Source organism: Bacillus testis (assembly GCF_001243895.1).
GTDB classification, from domain to species: Bacteria; Bacillota; Bacilli; order Bacillales; family DSM-1321; genus Bacillus_AD; species Bacillus_AD testis.
Window position 1 is genome coordinate 1,256,230 of sequence record NZ_LN851186.1, and the last position, 23,191, is coordinate 1,279,420.

At 42.1% G+C, this 23,191-nt stretch carries 22 protein-coding genes and 1 pseudogene; 18 read left to right on the forward strand and 5 right to left on the reverse strand.

Annotation, left to right across the window (positions count from 1 at the left end; genetic code table 11):
• A partial coding sequence (locus BN1765_RS06775) for a SulP family inorganic anion transporter (protein WP_261797566.1) occupies positions 1–305 on the reverse strand: 305 nt, incomplete at its 3' end.
• Positions 306–461: 156 nt separating this feature from the next.
• Here BN1765_RS06775 and BN1765_RS20390 point away from each other — a divergent pair.
• Together BN1765_RS20390 and BN1765_RS06780 are read left to right on the forward strand one after the other, a co-directional pair.
• Positions 462–566, forward strand: a pseudogene (locus tag BN1765_RS20390) (thioredoxin reductase); the annotation flags it as partial.
• Between the two features lie 394 nt (positions 567–960).
• Entirely contained in the window at positions 961–1,161 is a 201-nt protein-coding gene (locus BN1765_RS06780) for a DUF4083 domain-containing protein (RefSeq protein ID WP_050614400.1), read from the forward strand.
• Positions 1,162–1,262: 101 nt separating this feature from the next.
• Here BN1765_RS06780 and BN1765_RS06785 read toward each other — a convergent pair whose 3' ends face one another.
• Together BN1765_RS06785 and BN1765_RS06790 are read right to left on the reverse strand one after the other, a co-directional pair.
• Positions 1,263–1,925 (reverse strand): biosynthetic peptidoglycan transglycosylase, encoded by a 663-nt coding sequence (locus BN1765_RS06785; RefSeq protein ID WP_230199505.1) that lies wholly within the window; start codon positions 1,923–1,925, stop codon positions 1,263–1,265.
• Positions 1,926–2,315: 390 nt separating this feature from the next.
• On the reverse strand, positions 2,316–4,013 hold the full coding sequence (locus BN1765_RS06790; RefSeq protein WP_050614401.1) for a methyl-accepting chemotaxis protein: 1,698 nt from the start codon (positions 4,011–4,013) through the stop codon (positions 2,316–2,318).
• Between the two features lie 265 nt (positions 4,014–4,278).
• On the opposite strand from BN1765_RS06790, the gene BN1765_RS06795 reads away from it, so the two are divergent.
• The 5 genes from BN1765_RS06795 to BN1765_RS06815 all read left to right on the forward strand — a co-directional run bounded on the left by BN1765_RS06795 (position 4,279) and on the right by BN1765_RS06815 (position 8,949).
• Positions 4,279–4,566: a KGG domain-containing protein gene (locus BN1765_RS06795; RefSeq protein ID WP_050614402.1), complete on the forward strand. Its 288-nt coding sequence runs from the start codon at positions 4,279–4,281 to the stop codon at positions 4,564–4,566.
• Positions 4,567–4,804: 238 nt separating this feature from the next.
• Positions 4,805–5,449 carry an FMN-dependent NADH-azoreductase gene (locus tag BN1765_RS06800; protein ID WP_050614403.1) on the forward strand — a complete coding sequence of 215 codons (645 nt, stop codon included), beginning with the start codon at positions 4,805–4,807 and terminating at the stop codon, positions 5,447–5,449.
• A 575-nt stretch (positions 5,450–6,024) separates the two neighbouring features.
• Positions 6,025–6,513 (forward strand): pyridoxamine 5'-phosphate oxidase family protein, encoded by a 489-nt coding sequence (locus tag BN1765_RS06805; protein WP_230199506.1) that lies wholly within the window; start codon positions 6,025–6,027, stop codon positions 6,511–6,513.
• A 365-nt stretch (positions 6,514–6,878) separates the two neighbouring features.
• Positions 6,879–7,673, forward strand: coding sequence for a Cof-type HAD-IIB family hydrolase (locus tag BN1765_RS06810; RefSeq protein ID WP_050614404.1), 795 nt, complete (start codon positions 6,879–6,881; stop codon positions 7,671–7,673).
• A gap of 391 nt (positions 7,674–8,064) precedes the next feature.
• Positions 8,065–8,949 (forward strand): hypothetical protein, encoded by an 885-nt coding sequence (locus tag BN1765_RS06815; protein WP_050614405.1) that lies wholly within the window; start codon positions 8,065–8,067, stop codon positions 8,947–8,949.
• Between the two features lie 489 nt (positions 8,950–9,438).
• Here BN1765_RS06815 and BN1765_RS06820 read toward each other — a convergent pair whose 3' ends face one another.
• Entirely contained in the window at positions 9,439–10,614 is a 1,176-nt protein-coding gene (locus BN1765_RS06820) for an MFS transporter (protein WP_050614406.1), read from the reverse strand.
• 148 nt (positions 10,615–10,762) lie between these two features.
• Complete coding sequence (locus tag BN1765_RS06825) at positions 10,763–11,521, reverse strand: TrmB family transcriptional regulator (RefSeq protein ID WP_050614407.1); 759 nt, start codon at positions 11,519–11,521, stop codon at positions 10,763–10,765.
• A 164-nt stretch (positions 11,522–11,685) separates the two neighbouring features.
• Here BN1765_RS06825 and BN1765_RS06830 point away from each other — a divergent pair, with 164 nt between their 5' ends.
• The 11 genes from BN1765_RS06830 (at position 11,686) to corA (ending at position 23,183) form a co-directional block, all read left to right on the forward strand.
• A complete protein-coding gene (locus BN1765_RS06830) occupies positions 11,686–12,213 on the forward strand; it encodes a DinB family protein (RefSeq protein ID WP_050614408.1) in 528 nt (175 codons plus the stop codon).
• Between the two features lie 238 nt (positions 12,214–12,451).
• Positions 12,452–12,811: a rhodanese-like domain-containing protein gene (locus BN1765_RS06835; protein WP_050614409.1), complete on the forward strand. Its 360-nt coding sequence runs from the start codon at positions 12,452–12,454 to the stop codon at positions 12,809–12,811.
• An 18-nt stretch (positions 12,812–12,829) separates the two neighbouring features.
• Positions 12,830–13,126 carry a rhodanese-like domain-containing protein gene (locus BN1765_RS06840; protein WP_050614410.1) on the forward strand — a complete coding sequence of 99 codons (297 nt, stop codon included), beginning with the start codon at positions 12,830–12,832 and terminating at the stop codon, positions 13,124–13,126.
• 459 nt (positions 13,127–13,585) lie between these two features.
• Complete coding sequence (locus BN1765_RS06845; RefSeq protein WP_050614411.1) at positions 13,586–14,272, forward strand: helix-turn-helix transcriptional regulator; 687 nt, start codon at positions 13,586–13,588, stop codon at positions 14,270–14,272.
• 173 nt (positions 14,273–14,445) lie between these two features.
• Positions 14,446–15,723, forward strand: a complete 1,278-nt coding sequence (locus tag BN1765_RS06850; RefSeq protein WP_050614412.1) for an L-cysteine desulfidase family protein — start codon at positions 14,446–14,448, stop codon at positions 15,721–15,723.
• Positions 15,724–15,752: 29 nt separating this feature from the next.
• A complete protein-coding gene (locus tag BN1765_RS06855; protein ID WP_050614413.1) occupies positions 15,753–17,162 on the forward strand; it encodes an L-cystine transporter in 1,410 nt (469 codons plus the stop codon).
• Between the two features lie 81 nt (positions 17,163–17,243).
• The gene (locus BN1765_RS06860) at positions 17,244–18,578 is read left to right on the forward strand and encodes a CoA-disulfide reductase (RefSeq protein ID WP_050614414.1); all 1,335 of its coding nucleotides are present in this window, start codon (positions 17,244–17,246) and stop codon (positions 18,576–18,578) included.
• A gap of 232 nt (positions 18,579–18,810) precedes the next feature.
• Positions 18,811–20,202 carry an L-cystine transporter gene (locus BN1765_RS06865; RefSeq protein ID WP_050614415.1) on the forward strand — a complete coding sequence of 464 codons (1,392 nt, stop codon included), beginning with the start codon at positions 18,811–18,813 and terminating at the stop codon, positions 20,200–20,202.
• Between the two features lie 387 nt (positions 20,203–20,589).
• Positions 20,590–21,312 (forward strand): 3-ketoacyl-ACP reductase, encoded by a 723-nt coding sequence (locus tag BN1765_RS06870; protein WP_050614416.1) that lies wholly within the window; start codon positions 20,590–20,592, stop codon positions 21,310–21,312.
• Positions 21,313–21,474: 162 nt separating this feature from the next.
• Entirely contained in the window at positions 21,475–22,140 is a 666-nt protein-coding gene (locus tag BN1765_RS06875) for a phosphatase PAP2 family protein (protein WP_050614417.1), read from the forward strand.
• An 89-nt stretch (positions 22,141–22,229) separates the two neighbouring features.
• Positions 22,230–23,183, forward strand: a complete 954-nt coding sequence (gene corA, locus BN1765_RS06880) for a magnesium/cobalt transporter CorA (RefSeq protein WP_050614418.1) — start codon at positions 22,230–22,232, stop codon at positions 23,181–23,183.
• The last annotated feature ends 8 nt before the right edge of the window (positions 23,184–23,191 follow it).

Consider the following 23,191-nt stretch of genomic DNA (forward strand, 5'->3'; position numbering starts at 1 on the left):
CCCGCCATAAAGCCCGCTACTAAAAGCCCTTTGTAGCCATAAGAGGCGGTTATGGCAAAAAGCAACGGAATAAAGGCGCCTGTTGGGCCGGCAATTTGGAAACGCGATCCGCCAAAAAGGGAAACGATGATACCGGCAATGATCGTTGTGTAGATCCCGTATTCCGGCTTGACGCCCGATGCAATGGCGAATGCCATGCCAAGAGGAATAGCGATCACTCCGACAATGATGCCGGACAAAACATCTTTTTTTGCTTTCTCTAATGAATAGTTGCTTAACCAGTCGGTAAACAAGTGTAAAATCATCTCCTGCACATTTGTATATTCAAATATTTGAACATACATATATTACGCTTCGATAAAAATTATTTCAAGATAATATTTAAGGAGATTCTTTGCTAATAAAACAATCATCATATACTCCAGGATTTTTTGGTTTCGAAGGGCTGAATTGGTAAACCGATCGCCGGCGGATTTTCAGAAGGCCCGATTGCCCTTAATAGCGCCAAGCGTTATCTTGCATCTGATGCAGAAAATATGGCTATGTATTCTACACGTCATGAATAATGGTCCTAGTACTTGTTGCCGAAATGAAAGAAGGACCAACAATGATACGGATGCTCGTTCCATATTGTGTTGAACTAGAAGTATGCTTTTGGAAATGCGACTTTTGGAAACTTTTTTTTATGAGCAATAAAGGAATCAAAGGGCTTTGTGTGGAAATATGTGAATGGCGGATGTTGTAAGCCTTTGGTAACGGGATGGCTGGATTGATTATAGGGATGTATCTTTATTTAGTGTTCAATGGAAATGCTGCAAGAAGCAGTCAGGTTTTAGGAACATGCATTAGAGGCAAGGGATTGCTCTGCAGACGTTTGGAAACATGGCGGAATATCCAGAATTTCAATTCCTGAGGAAAGCAGCTGCCAATGAGAGCAATACGGCTAGAAGGAGGTGCTTCATGAGTTATAATGCGGGCGATATAATCTTTCAGGTACTATTCATTGCCCTTCTCGTTGTTTTTGCTGTCTCTTTTGTCCTTTTTATCCGCAGATTGTTGGTCAATTCGAGTTCTCGCTATAAGGAATCGGTGGAGATCAATCAAAAGCTGGATAAAATCATGAATATAATAGAGTCAGATCGGAAAGATCAATCAAAATGAAGCGTGTATAATACGTTGAAACATACTGGGGGGCATTGTGGCGTTTAACGATTTGCCCATGAAAAAAGCAGAGGAAATGATACTTCTTTCCTCCGCTTTTTTTACTTCCTGTATTTTTCGAGGGCCTCTATGACTTCTTTCTGCCGTTCTTTGGCCCTTTCCGGATGCTGGCTCAGCGCATAGGAGCTTGGAGCCTGGGGAAGGCCGGCCAATAGGGTAGCCTGGTCGAAAGAAAGCTTATCTGGCGTTGTACCAAAATAATTTTTGCTTGCTTGCTGGATGCCATAATTATTGTCCCCGTAATACACAATATTGACATAGAGTTCTAGGATTTCATCTTTTGTGTAATTCTTTTCGAGATCATAGGCTGCAAACATTTCGGCTACTTTCCGAATGAAATGCTGGTCATTGGAGAAGTAAAGATTTTTGGCTACCTGCTGCGTAATCGTACTTCCGCCTTGTTTGATTTCTCCTTTTAGTAAGTTGACGATTGTGGCTCTTACCAGGGATATGCCGTCAATTGCGCCATGTTTGTAGAATCGGTGGTCTTCTGTAGCGACAATACTGTCCGTGAAATCAGGATTGATCTCCTTTAGCTGGGTATAATGGGGATTATCTTTGACGATCGCCACTTTTTCGAACAAAGGAACTTCGGAAATGACTGTCTTGTATTTAAAGTAACCGAGAGCCGTTATACCGCATGTGAAGATAATGGCGGCAATCAGTATGAATGTAAGTAATTTGCTTAAGAGCTTCTTCATCATCTATTAACCTCTGTCTAATTAATTTTGTCAATCGTAGATGCATGGGTAAACCAGTGAAGGAGCATATTTACACTGGTATAAAATGATTATAGTTGCACGGCCGCCGATAATCAATCAGACCCAAGGCGTAAAAAACGATTCATTGTTTTTTAATGCTTCGTTATTGGTTTGTTTCGGTACGTTCGTACTATATCTAAACAAAATGAAGATGCATGGACTTTGTACGGATTGGCCTTCTTGCATCTGGATGCAGGGCTTTTCTTACGGGGTGCGGGGAGAAGCCTTCAATGGATGGCGATCCATAATAATACGTTCGCTTGTCTGGATAGGCAGATTGATCGTTATCTTATATTAAAAGGCCCTCCCGGGTGGAACCGGAAGGGAATATCCTTATAGCTGGAATCGTTTGGTGAGCATATTTAGTTCTTCTGCTGAATGGGCCAGCTGTTCAGAGCTTTTAGCAATTTCGTCCATTGAGCTGCTGGTTTGTTGGGATGAAGCACTGGTTTGTTCGATCCCTGCTGCCGTTTCCTCTGCGATGGCTGCCGTTTCTTGCAGGTATCCATTCATATCCTTACTATCATCAGCAATTCCCTTCAGATATGAGGAAATTGCCTGGATACTGGAGAACATTTCTTTGATGGATTCATTAATCTCCTTGAAGGTTTGTTTAGTCACTTTGACCTGATTGGCTCCTTCAGTTACTTCCAGGTAGCCATTCTGCAATGTGTCAGTCACATCTTGAAATTCTGCGTGCAGGTTATTGGCGTTGCCGGTGATACTGTTGACCGATATAGCTACTTGTTCTGCTAGCTTCCTCACTTCCTCAGCTACAACCGCAAACCCTTTGCCATGTTCGCCTGCCCGTGCCGCTTCAATCGACGCATTCAAAGCCAATAGATTGGTCTGGTCGGCAATCGCTTTAATAGTTAGGACCATTTTGGATATTTCCTGAGATTGATGGTTCAAATTCTGCACTTTATCAACCGCTTTTTGGATGAGAAGGTCCACTTTTTCCATCTGCTGGTTGGAAGTGTCCATTAAGTCCCGCCCTTCCAAGGTTAAGTCGACGATCGCGTTGGTTGAACGTTCGATTAATGAGCTGTAATCATTTGCTTGCTGGATTTTTGTATTAATTGCGTCCATCTGCACAGAGAGCTCATGAGAACTGTTCGCTTGTTTTTCAGCGCCTGACGCCAATTCTTCCATGGTTGCCGCTACTTGTTCAGAGCCTTCTTTGACTTCATCGGCAGACTGGTGCAGCTCCTCGCTGTGGCTGTTTACAGTGGCTGCCATCTTTCTCATCTGCATAAGCATGGTGTATATTTGATCCCTCATATCATTGGTGGAGTTTACAAGTTGGCCTAATTCATCCTCCAGATGAGTTTCTAATTTTCCCCCGCTAAGATTGCCGGCAGCGATCTGTTTCATTCTGGCTATGACGGCATAGATAGGCTTTGTAATCTTGCCTGCAGACACGACTGCGCTAATAAGGGTAAGTATAATCGCAATCATTGAGACAACAATGCTGAATTGCAATGTTTTGTGTCCGCTATCAAGGATATCTTGGCCTTTGGCAGTGATTTTGGCGCTGCGTTCGCCAGCCATGTCACTAAACCCTTGGTTCAACTCTTTCCCTATAGGGCCCACTTCGTTTTCCATTATTTCTCGGGCCCTTACTTTATCGCCTTTATCATACTCTGCAAACACTTTATTCAGTAATGTACCCCATTCTATCTTTTTTTCAAGCAGCTTCTTCATTTTCGGGTTGTTGCTCATTTTTAATACTTTCTTTTCTAATTCAATGCTTTCGTCCGTAGTAGAGTCGAATTCCGTCCGATAAGAATCGTCTTCATATAAAAGAAAAGCACGGACCAATGCGGTACGGTTAGCCATGTTATAGGATAAGTCTTCATCGGCGATCAAAAGCGGCACCTGTCTATCGATAATATCCTTCATCATCTTATTGGTAGAATGGACAGAATAAACGTTATAGACGGTCAGCAGCGCCATTGCTATTAAAACTACTGAAAAGCCTAACAGTATTTTTGCTTTTAAGCTTTTCATCCGGAATCTTCTTTTTTTCATCTCTGCACCTCTTATTGTAAATTGAAGATAAACTTCTCCTTCTATTTCTTCGTCAAAACGGCTTATTCTTTAATAACTATTCAATAAAAGTATATGAATATATTTTTTTATCGCTGCGAAGGCCTGTTACACAGGGGGGACAATAGCAGTTTTATACCTATTAACCCCTACAGGATAAATTTTCAATTTATTGTTTGAAAAATGGAAAAGCGGGAAAACAACAAACAGAGGTTGACAAATAATTCTTTAAAGGGAGGAATTTTTGATGGCTGACAAAAGAGAAAATCGAAACATGACTGTTGAGGAAGCCGGACGCAAAGGCGGCGAAGCGACTGCTGAAACGCATGATAAGGAATTTTACCAAGAGATCGGGCGTAAAGGCGGGGAGGCAACCGCTGAAAACCACGATAAAGAATTCTATCAAGAAATCGGTGAAAAAGGCGGCGAAGCTCGGGCAAATCAAAGCGATGATGATCGAAACGGCAAAATGAGCAGAGAAGAAGCCGGACGTAAAGGCGGCGAAGCTCGAGCCAGACAGCGCGGCAATGATTAATCGTAAGCTTGGGTAAAGCGGAAGAGGGGATTGGAGAGATTCTATCCTCTCTTCTTTTTTGTTTCTGCCCAAACATTTAAAGAGCATCTATAAAATGGTTTTTGCTAATATCAGAAATTGAAAGACCGAGTTGCCTTCCTTAGGCGGGTTTAATCTGTAGAGCATAATCTTTTTTTTTGGGGGGGCGTTTACAGTATAATACGGATGATGATTACAGAATAAACCGGAGGTAAAAAGAATGACGAACGTATTGGTCGTTAAAGCAAATAACCGTCCCGCAACTGAGGGGATATCAAGTAGAATGTATGAAACTTTCATGGAGAGCATTAAAGATGCAAGCAACTTGAATGTTACTGTCTATGATGTCTATGCCGAGGATATGCCGTACTTCGGCCAGGATTTATTCAACGCATTCGCTAAGATGCAAAAGGGCGAAGAACTAACAGATATCGAACAACGAATTGTGGCTGCTAAGCAAAAAGCGATGGATGCATTGACTGCAGCGGATGTAGTGGTGTTCGTGTTCCCACTATGGAACCTCACAATCCCTGCTAAATTGCAAACATTCATTGATTATGTATATGCAGCTGGCTATGCCTTTAAATATGATGCAGAAGGCAATATGGTCCAACTGATGACAGATAAAAAAGCCATCTTGTTGAATGCGAGAGGCGGCATTTATTCCACACCGGAGACAGCGCCGATGGAAATGGCCGTTACTTATATGCGTAATGTGTTCGGAGGCGTTTTCGGCATGGAAATCATTGATGAAGTAGTCATCGAAGGCCACAATGCAATGCCGGACAAAGCGGGAGAAATAATCGAAGATGGGCTGCACCGCGTTTCGGAAGCAGCGGCTAAATTAGCTCAGTTGAATGCTTAATCGGTTTCAAATAGATAAAGTGAAAAAGAAATAAGTAGAAAGGCGTCCACTAGGAAAATTCCTGTGGGCGTTTTTTTTATCCATTTTTGCTCGGTAAAAGGAAGGCAAGATAACCAAAAAGTAGGAGAATTCCTTTCTCTTTGTCTTCGCCTATTTGTTGAAGTGTGGGTCTTATCACTAGTTCGGATGGGTTCGATTAGTTGGAGAGCAGGCTTGTTAGGGTGTGTGATTATAAAAAAAAACCTGCAAATGGCAGGTACTAATAGAGGGAATTTTTTATCTATAATATAAAATGATTCTTACACCAATCAGTATCAAGATAGCTGTTAAGCTTATGCCTAATACAATGATGAAAATATCCTTAAGAAATCTCATTTGACGCCCTCCTTCATAAGGATACGAATTTGATTTTCTCAGACGGAAGTGAAAAAAGTATGTGGTTTTGTTGAAAGTTAAAAGATCTTTCCAGGGTATTGTGGGTTTAAAGACTTTACTTGTGTTTTTAACTGGTATATAGGATTAAAAGGTTTGGATGAGGGAATAGACCTATAAGACTAAAAATGAGGTGATATTTCATGGCAAAGAAGGCAATGTATAATCAAGAAGGACTGGAAAAACTGCGGGAGCTAATTAAAGATGTTGATATAGCCATGTTAACAACACAGACAGCAGAAGGATTGCTTTCCCGTCCAATGAAGACTCAGGAAGTGGAGTTTGATGGCGATCTTTGGTTTTTAACTAAAAAAGATACAGATAAATATCAAGAATTGCAGCAAAATCCGGATGTCAATGTAGCCTATGTAGGCAAATCCTACGTTTCAATCCGCGGCAAGGCAGAATTGGTCGAAAGCCTTGATAAAAAGAAAGAGATATGGAACGAAGCCTATGAAAAATTGTTGCAAACCTCCTATGATGACCCAAACATCATCTTATTAAAAGTGGAAGCAGAATCAGCTGAATATTGGGAATCAGGAAACATGGCTAAAAAGATGGTTTATCTGGTTAAAAGAATGACCGGAAATGAACCTGATTCGACAAATATGAATGAAACGATAGAATTGTGAAGTAAGCTTTGGAACTGCTAAATCGATTGAGAATGGGGGCATATTAAATGTCCCTATTTTATTGTCTTGAAAAGAAAAGGATTGTTTGAGACAAAAAGCTTTGCGGGAGGGTTGGAAGATAAGGGTGGAACTTTGGTAGACGGGGGAGTTCGATCATCTCCCGCCGATCAGTAGTTGAACCACTAAAACTTCTTGCTGGAGTGTCCATTTACAGTTCATTGTCTTTACGTAGCTGTTAAAGTGGGAGTATTAGCGCCATTTGAATGGGATAAAAGCTAATCCACTGGGAAGCATTCATCTGCTATAATGAGAGATAGCATGTTTGTTGCTATAACAGAGAATCAGCAACAACGAGGAGGCAAACTATGATTAAACTGATTGCCACAGATATGGATGGCACATTCTTGAATGATGAGAATCAATTTCCCCGGGAATTCCCTGCAGTTTTTGAACAATTGAAAGAAAAAGGCATCATTTTTGGTGCGGCTAGCGGAAGACAATACTATAATTTAGCTGAACGATTCGGGCCTTTGGCTGATGATATGCTCTTTATCGCGGAAAATGGCTCAATTGTCGTTTATAAAGATAAAGAAATCTTTTCGAATCCAATGCGTCCCGAAGCTGTCAAAGAAGTGGTGGAAGTCGCACGGGGAATTGAGGGTCTTCATATTGTCCTTTGCGGCAAAAAAGCGGCTTATTATGAAAACAACAGTCCAGAAGTCCTGAAAGAGATTGATAAATATTATACAAGCCGGAAGCATGTTACACATTTTTCTGAGGTGGAAGACGATATTTTAAAGATTTCATTGCTTGATTTTCAGGGTGCGGAGACACATAGTTACCCTTCCTTCAAAAAATTTCAGGGCGACCTTCAAGTCACTGTAGGCGGATATGTTTGGCTGGATATTATGAATGAGGGTTCCAATAAAGGGATTGCCATGCAACGGATTCAAGAGCGCCTTGGCATTTCACCGAATGACACCATGGTGTTCGGAGATTACTTGAACGATCTTGAATTAATGGAAAAAGCCTATTACAGCTATGCAATGGCGAACGCCCATGACAAAATAAAAGAAGTGTCTCGTTTTGTAACAAAATGGGACAATAATGAGTCCGGAGTAATCGAAACTATCAAAGAGGCAGTATTGGCCTCTAAATAAAATGAAACATTAAATCGGTAGGAGGGTTCGATTATCATCTCGGGCTCTTCCTGTTGGTCTCTTATTTCTTCATCTTCATTCTCATGAAGCGAGAGTCTTAGAACCGGTTGGAAAGAGAATTTAAACCTGCTAAAACAGCTTTCTGTATGATCAAGGAAGCTGTTTTTTTATATTGTTGCTTACAGTGAAGATTCCTATTTTATGTTCCATTCTACATACTTGATTATTTGCATGGAATTGCACCGGGAATCTTCTGGAGATGCTTTTAGTTGCCATCCGAGCATGACAACAGTAGACTTAGAGATTAACTGATATACTATTCCAATAAGCAAGTCTTGCCGAAAGTAAATGGCAATTCGCATACAGGCATACAAAAAGAGAAGGTGAAACAATGGATGATATCCGTAAAATATATGTTTCAGAGACAAAGCAAAACTATTTTGTTACAGCCAAGGAGACCAATATCGTTTCTCTTTGGTCGATTGATGAAAAAAGCCATTATTTGACCATCGAGACAAATCTTGATGATGGCGGAGAAAGGCTTCTTGTATTAGATTTAGATATTCCTATTATCATAACCGGCAACTATTTTGGAGGCGTGAATGCCTACAATGGTTTTACCGGAGAATGTCTCTGGAAGCGCGCCGACTTGACCAATGTGCAGAAGTTGGTTGAGATGCCCGGGAACAATGCCCAATTTTTCGGAATTGGTTTCAGTTACGGCACTTTTTTAATCGTTGATGTGTATACAGGTGAAACCAAAGAGACTTTGTCTGACATTTATAAATTAGTGTTTTCCCGTTTCAATCCTTTGGCATTAGCGATTCCGAATGAAGAAGCGGATGATAACCGGCCTATGCTTGTCGATACAAAAGACTGGATGATTCAGTGGGATTGTGAAGATCAAAGCATTTATGTGCTTGATGCGGCTTTTTCTAAAGACCACCTGGTCATATCATGGCTTGGCGGCGATGTGCAGTGTTATACCCTAGAAGGGAAAAAGCGCTGGACGATTTCAAATGCCAATGGCCAGTTTGGGCAAATCCGTTGGAATGATGAGCTAAAACTATGGATGGGTATTTATAACCTTACAGTGGAAGAAGAGCAGGACATGCTGTTGGTAGGCTTTGACGCCAATGGGGAAACCAAGGTGAAAAAAATATTGAAAAATCCAGGGGACGCCTATTTCTTTACGGATGGCACCCATATTGTGACGGCCAGAGGAGAAGTCATCGAGGCTGCTACCGGTAAAACAGTCTGGAAATTTACGATTTAACAAAGGGGGGAATCCTATGAAGCTGGATTCCCCTTTCCTATTTGTCCGGCAGGCCCGGTAGCGTCAGTTACTCTGGTTGCAGGTCCTGTCGATCCGGTGATCCCAGATGAAGGAAAGAATCCTGGAAACCATGATGAACATATCTCGCATAATGGGGAACCGCAATAGGATCTATTTTGGCCACACTTTTGTTTACGCATATGCCTCATTCCTTTATCATCATTTTGGAATACTACTACAATTGATTTTTGAATGCGCTTTATATTAATAAATGCAAAAGATGCCATTTTGATTGGATGAGTAAAATAATGAAGCGGAAAGTAAGTATATTGTGGGGATTTTAGGAAGGGTTCATATGTAGTGCGCTCTTTATCAGGGTTAGTAATAAAAAAATACCTCTACAAGGATGGTTAGGGATTGAGTACCGATTTTCCTTGTAGAGGTGTTTTTTCTTTTTAGGCTAAATCCTTAAAAAATGGCTTTTTAACTCTAGCTGGCATGCATTACCTGCTGTTCTTTCTTCTTCAAGGCAGGACGGGATAGGGAATAAACAGCACATCCTACTGCCAGTAAGGCGAATATCCCGCCGACCCAGGCATTGGTAGAAACCGGATTGCTTTTAATAACGATTCCTCCTACTGCTGAGCCTAGTGCGATGCCAAGTTGAAGGGAAGATTGGTTAAAGCTCTGCTGTATTCCAGCTGATTCAGGCGCGGTCTGGATCAAATAGCTTTGCTGGGCAGGCGATACGGCCCAACTCAAGCCGCCCCAGATGATAAGGAATACAGGGAAAATCATCTTAACATGCGTAGAGAATGGCATTAGGAACAGGACCACGGCGAAGACAGATGTCATTAATAAGATGCTTTTCTTTGCGCCCATCCGGTCTGACATAAAGCCTCCGACACCGCCTCCGGTAACGGCAGCAAGCCCGAATACAAAGTAGGTGGCACTGATCCATAAAGGACTGAAATTCATAAGCTCCTGCAAGAACGGCGTCAAATAAGCATAGAGAACATAATGCCCGGCCAGCATCAGCATAGTTACCAGATGCGCAGAGATGATCTTGCTGCTTTTTAATGAAGACAGTTGTTCCCGCAAAGGCACCATATTATCCGGTGGCAGCTCATCAAGGAATTTATAGATGACTGCCATAGCTCCTAATGCAAGCAAAGCGATCAATAAGAATAAAATTCTCCATCCCATTGTCTCGGTGATTAATACGCCAAGCGGGACTCCCAATACAAGTGCAGCACTGATCCCCATAGAAATCATGCCGATCGCTCGAGCCTGGTATGTAGGCTGGACAAGTTTAGGAGCGATTGTCAAAGAGAGGACAATCAGCAGTGAAGCCGAAGTCGCTGTAAACACCCGTGCAAGCATCAATGTGGCAAAATTAGGACTGATGAAAGATAAGATGTTTCCGACAGCGAAAAATGCTAATGCAATTAAATATAATTTCTTTCGTTCCATTTTCGAAGTGGCAGCCATCAGAATGGGACCAGCTATTGCCAATACAAGCGCAAAGACAGTAATCAGCTGGCCTGCAGCCGAGATGCTGATCTTTACGTCTTTTGATATCTCAGGTAAAATTCCGCCAATCACTAGCTCCACCATGCCGACTACAAAAGCGGAAACGGCCAGAATATATACTTTAAAATTCATGAAAATAAGTCCTCCTTATTCGTAAAACACATTTTTACCACGATAGTGGTAAAAACAACTCTTTCATGTTATCCCAAATGAAAGACATTTTCAAGGGCAAGATGCTAAACTACACAAAAAAGAGAACCGCCGGCAACGGTTCTCTAGTCTAAAATCGCAGTTTTGTAACTATATTTTTGATTTCTGGGTCGTTCATCAATGTTTCATTATATTTACCGAGAATTTTCGTCAAAACCACATCATGATAAAAGAATTCAGAGAATACCTTTACAAAGGGCTGTGACATCGTCCGGATTGCTTGCCACGATCCTTCTTCTGCTGTGGCGAAAATAATTTCCCGGTCATCGATGACGAGCAGCTGGAACGGCTCTAGGAAGACGTCTTCTTCTGTCGGAATAAAATAATAGAGATTTGAAAGGTCGGCTTCTATCTCGCCGACGACGTGGATCTTGACATCGAGCCCCTCTTTTTCCTTTTGTTCCAGCAAGGGAAGATATACTTGGAAATCCCGGTTCCAGCCGGACATAGTGATTGATTTTTTAGCATTCCTGATTAGCTGCTTATTCTGGGCCTCAATGGTTGACTGCACTTTGAATGTCCAGACGCGGTCGTCAGAAAAGGTTTTTTTGCTCGTATTTTCTTTGAATTTTTTAATATTGCTTTCGAATTCAGCTGTCAACCGTTCGACAGCCAATTCTAGCGGAAGCGCTGTGTACGTTTTTTTCTTGTCGGAAACAGCCTCCATCACCATTCCCTTATCCACCATGCGGGAAATGACTTCATATATTTTTGTTTTAGGCACGCCGGAATATTTGGCAATCAATGTGACATCCATTGGTTCGTCACTGGAGACCAGAACCTCATACACCTGGCTTTCATACTGGGAAAAACCGAATTCTTTTAACATAAGGTCCTCCTTTACTGCTTATCAATCTGTGCGGGCTTGTTTAATGTATGTTCTACTATAATGATATATCACGGATTAGACAAGTTTCGCCCATTATAAGATACGGATTAAATTGTATACAATGGTATAATATGGATAAAAGTAAGTCTGCTAGGGGGATGGGAATGGAGTTCAAGATTCAAGAGTTGGCAGGGTACACTCCGCATATCGGGCATTTGGTTTCGATGATGGATCACACTAGGGAAACAACATTATTCGCGGTTCGAGACCTAACGATGGAAGAATTGGACTATTTGCACGGAAAGAATAGTAACTCGATTGGAGCGCTGTTATGGCATATGGCTGCCGTGGAACGCTATTATCAAATTTATACATTCGAAGAACGGGAGCCAGCTGAAGAAGAACTGGGAGACCTTCTTCCCGGGCTCGAGCTTGGAGAATCGGGGCGTTCCAAAATCAAAGGCCATGATTTATCTTATTATCTTGATCGGCTATATGAAACCCGCACCATCACGCTTGAACGATTCACACAATTGGATGACGAATGGCTTCATAGACAGAATATGTGGGGGGACCATCCTTCCAATCCTTACTTTATGTGGTTCCATGTATTTGAAGACGAATTGAACCACAGAGGGCAGATCAGGCTCTTGCGGAAATGGCAGAAGGAAGCTTGTCAGGAACAAGTTTAAAAGAGTGGCTCTGTTTGCAGGCACTGTTGTTAAAAGGATGATAAAGAGGGGCAGCAAGGCTTTTTGCTGTCTCTTTTTGCTTTTATGTAAGATTGGCGAAATCAATCAAACATCATACTGGCGATTTTAAGCTGAAAAGGATCGTTTCCTTTATCAGAACCTCTTAATTGCCTTTATACCTACAGGGGTATATAATACAGAGTAGAAAGCGATGATAATGAAAGCGGGGAAATAAAGGATGAGTACATCAACAATTATAGTTTTGGCCGTTATTGTTTTATTCTTTGTCTGGCGTATGATGCCGACTAAAGGTGTGAATCAGATAACTACAAGCCAATTGAAAGAGCAACTGAATGATCGTGATAAACAATTTGTGGACGTACGGACACCGGGAGAATACCGCGGTAATCATATAAAGCAATTTCAAAACATCCCTCTGGGTGATTTGCGAACTAAAGCCAGCAAGTTGTCCAAGGATAAAGAAGTGGTCGTCATCTGCCAAAGTGGTATGAGAAGCAGTAAAGCGAGTAAAGAATTGAAGCAAATGGGCTTTCAGCGCGTAACGAATGTCAAGGGCGGCATGAGCGCCTGGCATTGATCCAAAGGAGGGACAATAATGAAACAAATAAGACCTGATCAGGTACAGCAACGCTTGGAAGCGGGCGAGCCTGTCAATATTATAGATGTACGCCAACCATCCGAAGTTGCCCAAGGGAAAATCCGGGGAGCTGTCAATATTCCGCTTGGATTGCTTGAATTCAAAATGAACGAGCTCAATAAACGTGAAGAATATATAATCGTCTGCCAATCCGGCGGCAGAAGTTCCCAAGCCACGGCTTTTTTGGAGTACCAAGGATTTAAAGTCCAAAACATGGCGGGCGGCATGAATGAGTGGGATGGAGAAACGGAATAATGGCCTCCCGCCAGGACAAGAAGCAAGAACGCTCAGTGAGTTGTTCATGTTCCAACTGTGCAATCCCCTTTAAAAAGGCAGGCAGGATGATCTTCATGCCCATTTGTCCGGGCGTCCTGTTATGGATGGCAGTGGGAGTAGGCTATCTGATTTATCAATATATCTTTTGATTATCAGTAGAACTGGTTGATATTGCAACGCGTTTTAATATAGGTAAAAAAAGATGACTAAAAATAATTAACCCTAAAAACCGCAGCGAACAATCGTTGCGGTTTTTATACATAATGTCATACACCCCAAATAGTAAAATGCCAAGGTGATCAACAAGTAGAATATGGAAAGAGACAAAAAGGGTTGATGTCGTGTTATTATCGTGATAAAGTTTTGTTGCAATAATAAATTATTATCATGATAAAAAATTATCAACACATTTAGTGAGGTGGCGGAGGAGCTGGTAGATTGGAAGAATGTATAAATGAGTATTTACAACCCTATATTTCGATAATGAAATTTCTGGTTAATATACTTGGAGAACATTCCGAAATAGCCCTGCATGATCTGACAAGTGATGAACATACAATCGTGGCTATTGAAAATGGCCATGTCACGGGCAGGAAGATTGGAGACAATCCAACCAATTTCATTCTGCAAGTGAAGCAAAAACGATTATATGAAAAACAGGATTTTGTCTCCAATTATAAAGCAATTGGAAAAGATGGATCTGTTTTTAGATCTTCCAGTTATTTTATTAAAGATTCTTCCGGACAGTTGGTAGGAATGCTTTGTGTGAATACGGATATTGGTTTTTTTCAACAAGCGAAAGATATACTGGATTATTTTACGACTTTCACTGAAACCAATACAAACGCCGTTGCCGGAAAAATGGAGAACAAGGTAACAGAAGAATATCTTCATGGCAATATGGATGATGCTTTGGAAACGGTCGTCACAGACCAATTAATCAAGAGTAAAATGCCGTTCGAACGCATGTCGCCAGAGGAAAAGACCGTATTCATAAAAACACTCTATGACCAAGGAGTATTCATGCTGAAAAGTAGCGTACACCGTGTAAGTGAGCTACTACAAACGTCAGAACCAACTGTGTACAGGTATTTGCAAAAAGTGAAGGAAATATCGAAATCGTAAAAAGCGTTCTCTTTTTATATTTATATGCTCACTAATTCACAAAGTTACTTTTTCTTTTCCGGTTACATACAGCCGAAAAGATCACATGTTTTTTGCTCTTATTTATGAATTTATTCATAAATAGATAAGGCAACTTTAGACAAGTAGGTAGAAATGCTAATTAGGGGGTTAGAATGAATTACTTAGACTTGCAACATGTACTAGAAAAAGAATTGATTGTAGCAGTAGGCTGCACAGAACCCATTGCAATTGCCTATGCAGCTGCAGTGGCAGCTGAGCAGACAACAGCTCCAATCAGGAAAATCAAAATCGCCTGCAGCCGCAATGTCATTAAAAATGCAATGGCTGTAGCTATACCAGGTAGAACATACACCGGGATTGCCTTTGTCGGAGCCTTGGGTGCTATCGTAAAAGGATCAGAAAAAACGTTATCCTTACTAGAAGGGGTTACTTCTCTTGAGGAAGAAGAAGCGGTTGCCTTATGTAACAGCGGCACGGTAGAGGTTACAGAAGTGACTTCCCCAAAGGTGCTTGTCATTGATGTCACGATCGAAACCGATCACGAAAAGGTAGAAGTATTAATAGAAGATGAACATACGAACATTACCTCGCTGAAAGTCAATGGCATTGAACAAATGGCACAAGAATCGGCAGACAAGGGAAAGGAAAGCAATACTGAGGATATTTCCTTTACATTGGACGATATTGTTTCCTTCGCGCTGAAATGCCCTTTGTCAAAACTGGAACTTGTCAAGAAGAGTATTGACATGAACCTGGCTGTCGCCAATCACGGCCTTGAGAACGAATATGGCTTGCAGGTCGGCAGAATGATAAAAGAACAAATGGAAGAGGGGCTTTTATCGGATGATCTTGCCAATCATGCAATGAGCTATGCGTCTGCAGGATCTGATGCCCGGATGGGCGGCGCTACATTGCCTGTCATGGCCAATTCCGGCAGCGGCAACCAAGGAATTGCGGTAACGATGCCGGTTGTTGCGGTAGCGCGCAAGCTAGAAGCCGATGAAGAGAAAATGATTCGTGCAGTTGCCATTTCTCATCTGATCGCCATTTTTATCAAAAATCAATTCGGCAGGCTATCTGCTTTGTGCGGCGTGACGATTGCAGGAGCAAGTTCCGCTGCAGCCATCACCTATCTACTGGGCGGCAATACAGAGCAAATGTATTATGCCATCCAGAATACGCTAGGCAATGTCACGGGAATGCTATGCGACGGTGCGAAAGCTGGCTGTGCCATGAAAGTGGCTACATGTTCCGGAGCTGCTGTACAGGCAGCGCTGTTAGCAAAGAGGGGAATATGCATTTCAGGAACGGATGGCTTTATTGAAAAGGATGTAAACGATACGATCCGCAACTTTAGCCAAATCGGCAATGAAGGGTCGCCGATCCTTGACACAATCGTATTGAAGCAAATGTTGAACAAGAAATCATAATAAATTAATAAGAAATAAGGTGCTCTCTAATGAATAGTTCAGTCGTTTTTGTTGGGTTAAACATCGCTGCATTATTGGCAATGGTATTCGTTTTATATCGCATGCAAAAGAAATATGTGTCCTTCTCGAAGCGTGTATTCGCCGGTCTTGGAATGGGGATTGCATTCGGAGCAATCTTGCAGATTGCATTCGGTTCAGATTCAGAAGTCATTAAAACATCAACCGATTGGTTCGGCATTATCGGTAATGGATATGTTCGTTTATTGAAAATGATCGTTATGCCATTGATTATGGTATCTATCATCTCTGCCATGACAAACTTGAAGTCTTCTAAAGGCTTGGGAAAAATGGCAGGCTTGATTATCGGTGTTCTAGTTTTTACAACATTAATCTCAGCAGGTGTGGGTATTTTATCAGCAAACGTATTCGACCTGAATGCTGAGTCCATCCAAGCTGGACAAGCTGAAGAGGCTCGTAGCCAAGAATTAGAAAATAAATTGTCTGATGCTACAACTTCTATTCCTCAAAAAGTATTAGAATTCATTCCGACCAATCCATTTGAAGATATGGCAGGCGGTCGTTCAACCTCAACACTGGGTGTTGTAATCTTCTCTGCGTTTGTTGGTGTTGCAGCACTTGGAATTCGCCGAAAAAAACCGGAAGCATTTGAAACGTTCCATAAAATTGTCGGTGCCATGTATGCGATCGTTATGCGCATTGTTACACTGATCCTTCGTTTGACTCCGTTTGGCGTATTGGCTTTGATGGCCAGCACAATTGCAACGACAAGTGTAGACGGGATCATTAATTTATCAACATTTGTAATTGCATCTTATGCAGCATTACTTTCTATGATTGTTATACATTTATTATTAGTGACTGCGGTTGGTCTTAATCCGATTCAGTTCTTTAAAAAAGCGCTCCCTGCTTTAACATTTGCCTTTACATCACGTACTAGCGCGGGAACAATCCCATTGAACGTGAAAGCACAAACAAAAGGCATGGGTATTTCTGAAAGTGTCGCCAATTTCGCCGCTTCATTCGGTTCATCCATCGGCCAGAACGGTTGTGCAGGTATTTATCCGGCCATGTTAGCGGTGATGATCGCTCCGACTGTAGGCATTAACCCGATGGATCCTGGATTTATCCTGAATGTCGTCGTGATTGTAGCGATTTCTTCATTCGGTGTGGCTGGAGTCGGCGGCGGTGCAACATTCGCAGCATTGATTGTCCTTTCAGCACTGAACTTGCCGGTAGGTTTAGCCGGACTATTGATTTCCATCGAGCCGTTGATCGACATGGGCCGCACAGCAATAAACGTATCCGGTTCAATGACTGCAGGCGCAGTATCAGCTAAGCTTCTTGGTGAAATCGATACAAATGTTTATAATAGCGATAAAGACCTCTCTGATGATGAAGACTCAGAGGATGCTGCTTAATGAAACAAGAAAAAAGTGGGCAGAGTTTGCAAGGCTCTACCCACTTTCCTATAATGTTTCCGGAAAGAAAGGAAGACTACTATGAGAATCATTATTATTGGCGGTGAAGCGGCTGGGATGAGCGCCGCTGCTAAAGCAAAGCGGATGGCAAAAGAAGCAAGCGTGGTTGTCTATGAAATGAGCGATATTGTCTCTTTTGGGGCATGCGGCCTGCCGTATTATGTAGGAGACTTCTACGATGACGAAGACCGGATGGTGGCAAGAACGGCTGAAAAGTTCAGAGAAACAGGAATTGACGTAAAAACACTTCATCAAGTGACAACGATTGATGCTAACAACAAACAGGTGAATGTTAAAAACCTGGCTACGGGAGAAGAATTTATCGATCAATATGATCGCCTATTTATCGCTACAGGCGCCCAAGCGATTATTCCTCCATTTGCAGGAAAAGATCTTAAAAATGTCTTCACATTGAAGACCATGGAAGATGGCATTGCTTTAAAGGAAGCAGCCATGCAGAAGGATCACCAGCATGTAGTGGTGATTGGTGCAGGGTATATCGGCCTTGAAGTGGTGGAAGCAATGAAGAAATTGGGGAAAGACGTGACCTTGATCCAATTGACTGACCATATTCTGCCGGATAGCTTCGATAGCGATATCGCTAGCATCTTGGAACAGGAAATCCTTTCACATAAGGTGAACCTAAAGTTGTCTGAAATGGTCACTTCTTTAAAAGGTGAAGAAAAGGTACAGGCTGTCTTGACGGATAAAGGAGAATATAAAGCCGATATCGTCGTGATTGCAACAGGTGTGCGCCCGAATACAGCGTTCCTGAAAAACACAGGCATTGAAATGCTCGGCAACGGCGCGATCAAAATTAATGAACGCGGAGAAACATCTCTTCAGGATGTTTACGCAGCAGGGGATTGTGCGAGTGTTTACCATCTTGTCCGCAAAGAAGATGTCTACATCCCTCTGGCGACTACAGCCAACAAAATCGGACGCATCATCGGCGAAAACTTGGCAGGGAGTTCATCAACATTTGAAGGGACACTGGGTTCAGCTTGCTTGAAGGTAATGGACTTTGAAGCAGGCCGAACAGGTATCGGAGAGAAAGAAGCAGAAAAAATGGGCATCCCCTATAAAACAGTCTTCATCTCCGACAAAAACCAAACTAATTACTATCCCGGACAAGAATCTATCCATGCAAAACTGATTTACCATGCCGATACGAAGGTAATCCTTGGCGGACAGATTGTCGGAAAGAATGGAGCTGTACTGCGTGTCGATGCGCTGGCAGTAGCTATCTATAGCGGATTGACCACATCCCAATTGGGCATGATGGATTTCTGTTATGCTCCGCCTTTTGCGCGTACTTGGGACGTCATGAACGTAGCGGGCAACGTAGCTAAATAAAGTGTGATTTACTTCTTCGCTTTACTCTTGCTTTAAGTGGGAGTCTTAGCGCTCGTTATAATTGCGATAAATATCAGGCCTCACAGAGATGTGGGGCTTTTTTGACGTTCTAGATGCATAGGGGTTCAAGCAGTGAAGAAAACTAGGATGAAAAGGAATGTGCTGTCATTAGCAGTATTCCCAAGCTCACAGCGTGAATATGCTGATGTGAAAACAGAAAGGATCCTAGAATGTGAATATGATTAATCTGGTTGTGACCATCCTTATTTTTATTGGAATGCTATATATCCTTTGGAAGATGCAAAAAAAGTTCATTTCTTTTCCGAAACGGGTATTTACCGGCCTAGGCCTGGGCATTGCTTTTGGTGCAGTGCTTCAGCTTATATATGGCGCGGACTCATCCATTCTTCAGACAGCCACAGATTGGTTTGGCATTGTGGGCAATGGATATGTGAGACTGTTAAAGATGATTGTGATGCCTCTTATTATGGTTTCGATCATATCATCCATCGCTAACGTGACATCTTCTAAAAATATAGGCAAGTTAGCTGGGCTCATCATTGCCATCCTCGTTTTTACTACCTTAATCGCAGCAAGCGTCGGGGTTCTGTCGGCTAATGTCTTTCATTTGAACGCAGAAAATATCCAGGCAGGAGCGGCCGAGGAGGAACGGGCCGGGGAGCTTAAGGATCAAGTCGGCGATGCGACAACCTCTATTCCCGAAAAAGTGCTGGAATTTATCCCTGTCAACCCATTTGAGGATATGACTGGCGCACGCCCTACTTCGACACTTGGTGTAGTGATTTTTGCCTCCTTTATCGGTGTTGCTTCATTAGGTGTACGGCGAAAAAAGCCGGCCCAGTTCGAGACATTCAAGAAAATGGTTGATGCTCTGTATGCAATTGTCATGAGAGTAGTTACTCTTATTTTAAGATTGACGCCCTTTGGTGTTTTGGCTCTGATGACCAATACAATCGCCACCACCAAGTTGGCCGGGATCATTAATCTGTCCGCCTTTGTTGTAGCTTCATATGCAGCTTTAATCGTAATGATACTGATCCATCTGTTATTAATTTTCCTAGTTGGATTGAACCCTCTGCAGTTTTTGAAAAAAGCAATGCCAGCCCTGACATTTGCCTTTACTTCACGTACAAGTGCCGGGACTATTCCAATCAATGTCCAGGTGCAGACAAAAGGCATGGGAGTGCCGGAAGGAGGCGCTAATTTAGCTGCAACATTTGGATCGTCCATCGGCCAGAATGGGTGCGCAGGTATTTATCCGGCTATGCTAGCGGTCATGATTGCCCCTACTGTAGGCATTGACCCTTTAGATGCCGGCTTTATCATAAAGTTGATTATTATTGTAGCCATTTCCTCATTCGGGGTAGCGGGTGTTGGAGGCGGCGCTACGTTTGCGGCATTGATTGTATTATCCGCGATGAACCTTCCCGTAGGCCTGGCAGGTCTTCTGATTTCCATTGAACCCTTGATTGATATGGGACGGACTGCTGTAAATGTTTCAGGGAGCATGACAGCCGGGGTTGTTTCCGCCAAGCTAATGCATGATTTGGATGTTGATGTGTATCGGTCGGTTAAAAGCGATGGGGTAGGCGATGATATTTAAAGTGAACCTTTAATCGTTCGTTAAACCAATCGGGTTCTTACTGGCGTTTGATTTCTCACTTACACTTCTTCGTCTTCTCTCCCTACAGTTAGAATGGGATAATAAAATGCGGTTCAGCAAAAAGGGTGCATCATGGCGATGTACCCTTTTCATGCTATTTCCCATTTTATTCTTTCTAAAATGTGGTGTTTGTTTAAATGGTGGGTTATATTGGATGTTTATGTGATAAAAACTGCGTCTAAAGTATCGTTGAGGGGATGGTTTTGCCTAAAAAAGACAAAAGAGTAGTAGGCGAGTTCCGTTGTTTGATAATGAACTAATAGTCTATATATAATAAGTAGGTTAAATTTTCGTAACGTTTTTAATCGTTGTACAGGAGGAAGAAAAATGAAGCAATTGAAAGACAAAACCGCAATCATCACAGGTGCAGGCAAGGGCATAGGCAGAGCTACGGCGATAGATTTGGCTAAAGAAGGAGTAAATCTGGGCTTGCTTGCGAGAAGTGAGGAAGAATTAAAAATGCTCTGCGCGGAACTGACGGAGACATATGGCATTCAGGCCATTTATGCGACAGCTGATATAGCCGATCGAGAGCAAGTGGAGAAAGCGGCTGATTTCCTGATCGGACAGTTAGGAAAAATAGATATTCTAATCAATAATGCAGGCATGGCCCAATTCGGTACCTTTTTGGAAATGGATCCAAACATTTGGGAACGAATCATCCAAGTCAATTTAATGGGCACTTACTACGTGACTCGTAAAATATTGCCGGAAATTCTAAAACAGAAGGAAGGCAGTGTAATTAATGTAGCATCCACTGCAGGAGAAAAAGGATTTGCGACTGGCAGTGCATACGCCGCATCCAAATTTGCTGTCATGGGGCTGACTGAGTCTTTAATGCAGGAAGTCCGGAAGCAGAATGTGCGGGTGACAGCGATTACTCCAAGCACGGTCAATACGGCTTTGGCGGTGAACAGCGGATTGAAAATCGGCGATGAAGATCGGATGATGCAACCGGAAGATGTATCAGAATTGATTTTGTCGATTCTCCATCTATCACCGCGCGTGTTCATCAAAACGGCGGGTATTTGGACCACTAATCCGCAATAAGGAACACTATTGAGGCGATGGCATACAATGAAGAATGGGTGAAAGCCCATTCTTATGCATAAAAAAGATATATAATTATTGATAATGATGATAATATAAAGAATAATATGACGGTTAAATGAAAATTCAACTCGTCTGTACACTTGGAGTAGGAGGGACAAAATGAAGAAGCAAACACGTATTCACCCTTTGCTCTTTTTAATCCCATTGATATTGTTAGGACCTGTTTATTCATTCCTTAATCAGTCGACTGAAGGAGCATATCCCATTACGGTCCCTTTAGACGACAGCATCCCATTTATTAAGGAATTTATTATTCCTTACGTGGTATGGTATCCATTCATATATAGTGCGCTGATCTATCTATGTTTTAAAGAGCGTAAATTATATTTTGTGGCGCTAAGCAGCCTTATTGCTGGGAAAATCATTGCTTTTATTGTCTATGCAACCTGGCAAACGACTGTGCCTCGTCCGGAGGTGACAGGGAATGATGTATTTTCGCAACTTGTCCGTTTCATATACAGCAATGACCAGCCAGTAAATTGCTTCCCAAGCATCCATGTAATGACTACTTTTATTATTATGTTGGTGGCGATTAAACGAATCAAGAAGACGCCATGGCTGTCCATAGGTGCGCTGACCATCGGTGTGCTGATCATCTTGTCCACTTTGTTTACCAAGCAACATGCATTGCTTGATGTATTATCTGGGTTGGGACTGGGGGCCGTCATGTATACCATTTCATATGCCCTCTGGTCGATGGCTTGGAACCGTGTAAGCCTGCCGTTTACTTCGGTCAGGGAACGAGCGGGAGAAATCAGGAAATGAGGAAGCTCATTTCCTGATTTTTTGTCTATACTGTTTGTTATGGGCGTATGTCCGAATAAGGGGATTAGGAGAGTAGGTCAGGAAATAACATGATTAGAACGATTGCAATAAATGAACACAATGAGCTTGTCATGAACCCTTCATTTGCTGAACTTGCAAAGATGCAATGGTATTGGGTCGATTTTAATATGCCGTCAAAAGAGGAAATAACAGTACTTGACTCGGTTTTTCACTTTCACCCATTAGCCATAGAAGATTGTGTGGATCGGCTTCAACGTCCGAAATTGGACTACTATGAGAACTTGAGCTTTCTGGTGATCCATGCGCTGAATGAAGAAACGCTGGAAGCGTATGAGGTCGATTTATTCATCGGCGAACATTTTTTGGTGACGTTTCATTATGAGGACTTAAAGGAATTAAACTATACATGGGAGCTTTTCCAACAGAATAAAGAAGGGGTTCACCATACGGCTGTTGAAGTGAGCTACACCATTTTTGATAAGATTGTGGATACGTTCTTTCCTATCATACAGAGACTGGAAGACCGAATTCTTACGATTGAAAATCTTCATGAAATGAAAAAAGCGCATGACTCGGTTATCCATCAAACATTTGATGTTAGGAAGGACTTGCTGACGATCAGGAAGACCATTTTGCCCATGAGGGATTTAATGTACAGAATCCTCGAATCAAAGAGATTCATCATCCAAGAACAAAAAAGGGCTTATTTCAAGGATATTTATGACCACTTATTGAAGCTGAGTGAAATGATTGAATCGAACCGGGAGTTAAGCTCGGATATCAGGGATAATTATATCTCGTTGAATTCATTTCGCATGAATACGATTATGAAAACATTAACGGTCATCACCACTATTTTTATGCCTTTGACTTTCCTTGCCGGCTTATATGGAATGAATTTTGCGAACATGCCTGAACTTAAATGGCATTATGGCTATTTTATTGTGCTGGGCGTCATGATTGTTCTGGGCCTTGTGATGTTTTTATGGTTTAAATATAAAGGCTGGTTTGATGATGAATGAACAGGAGT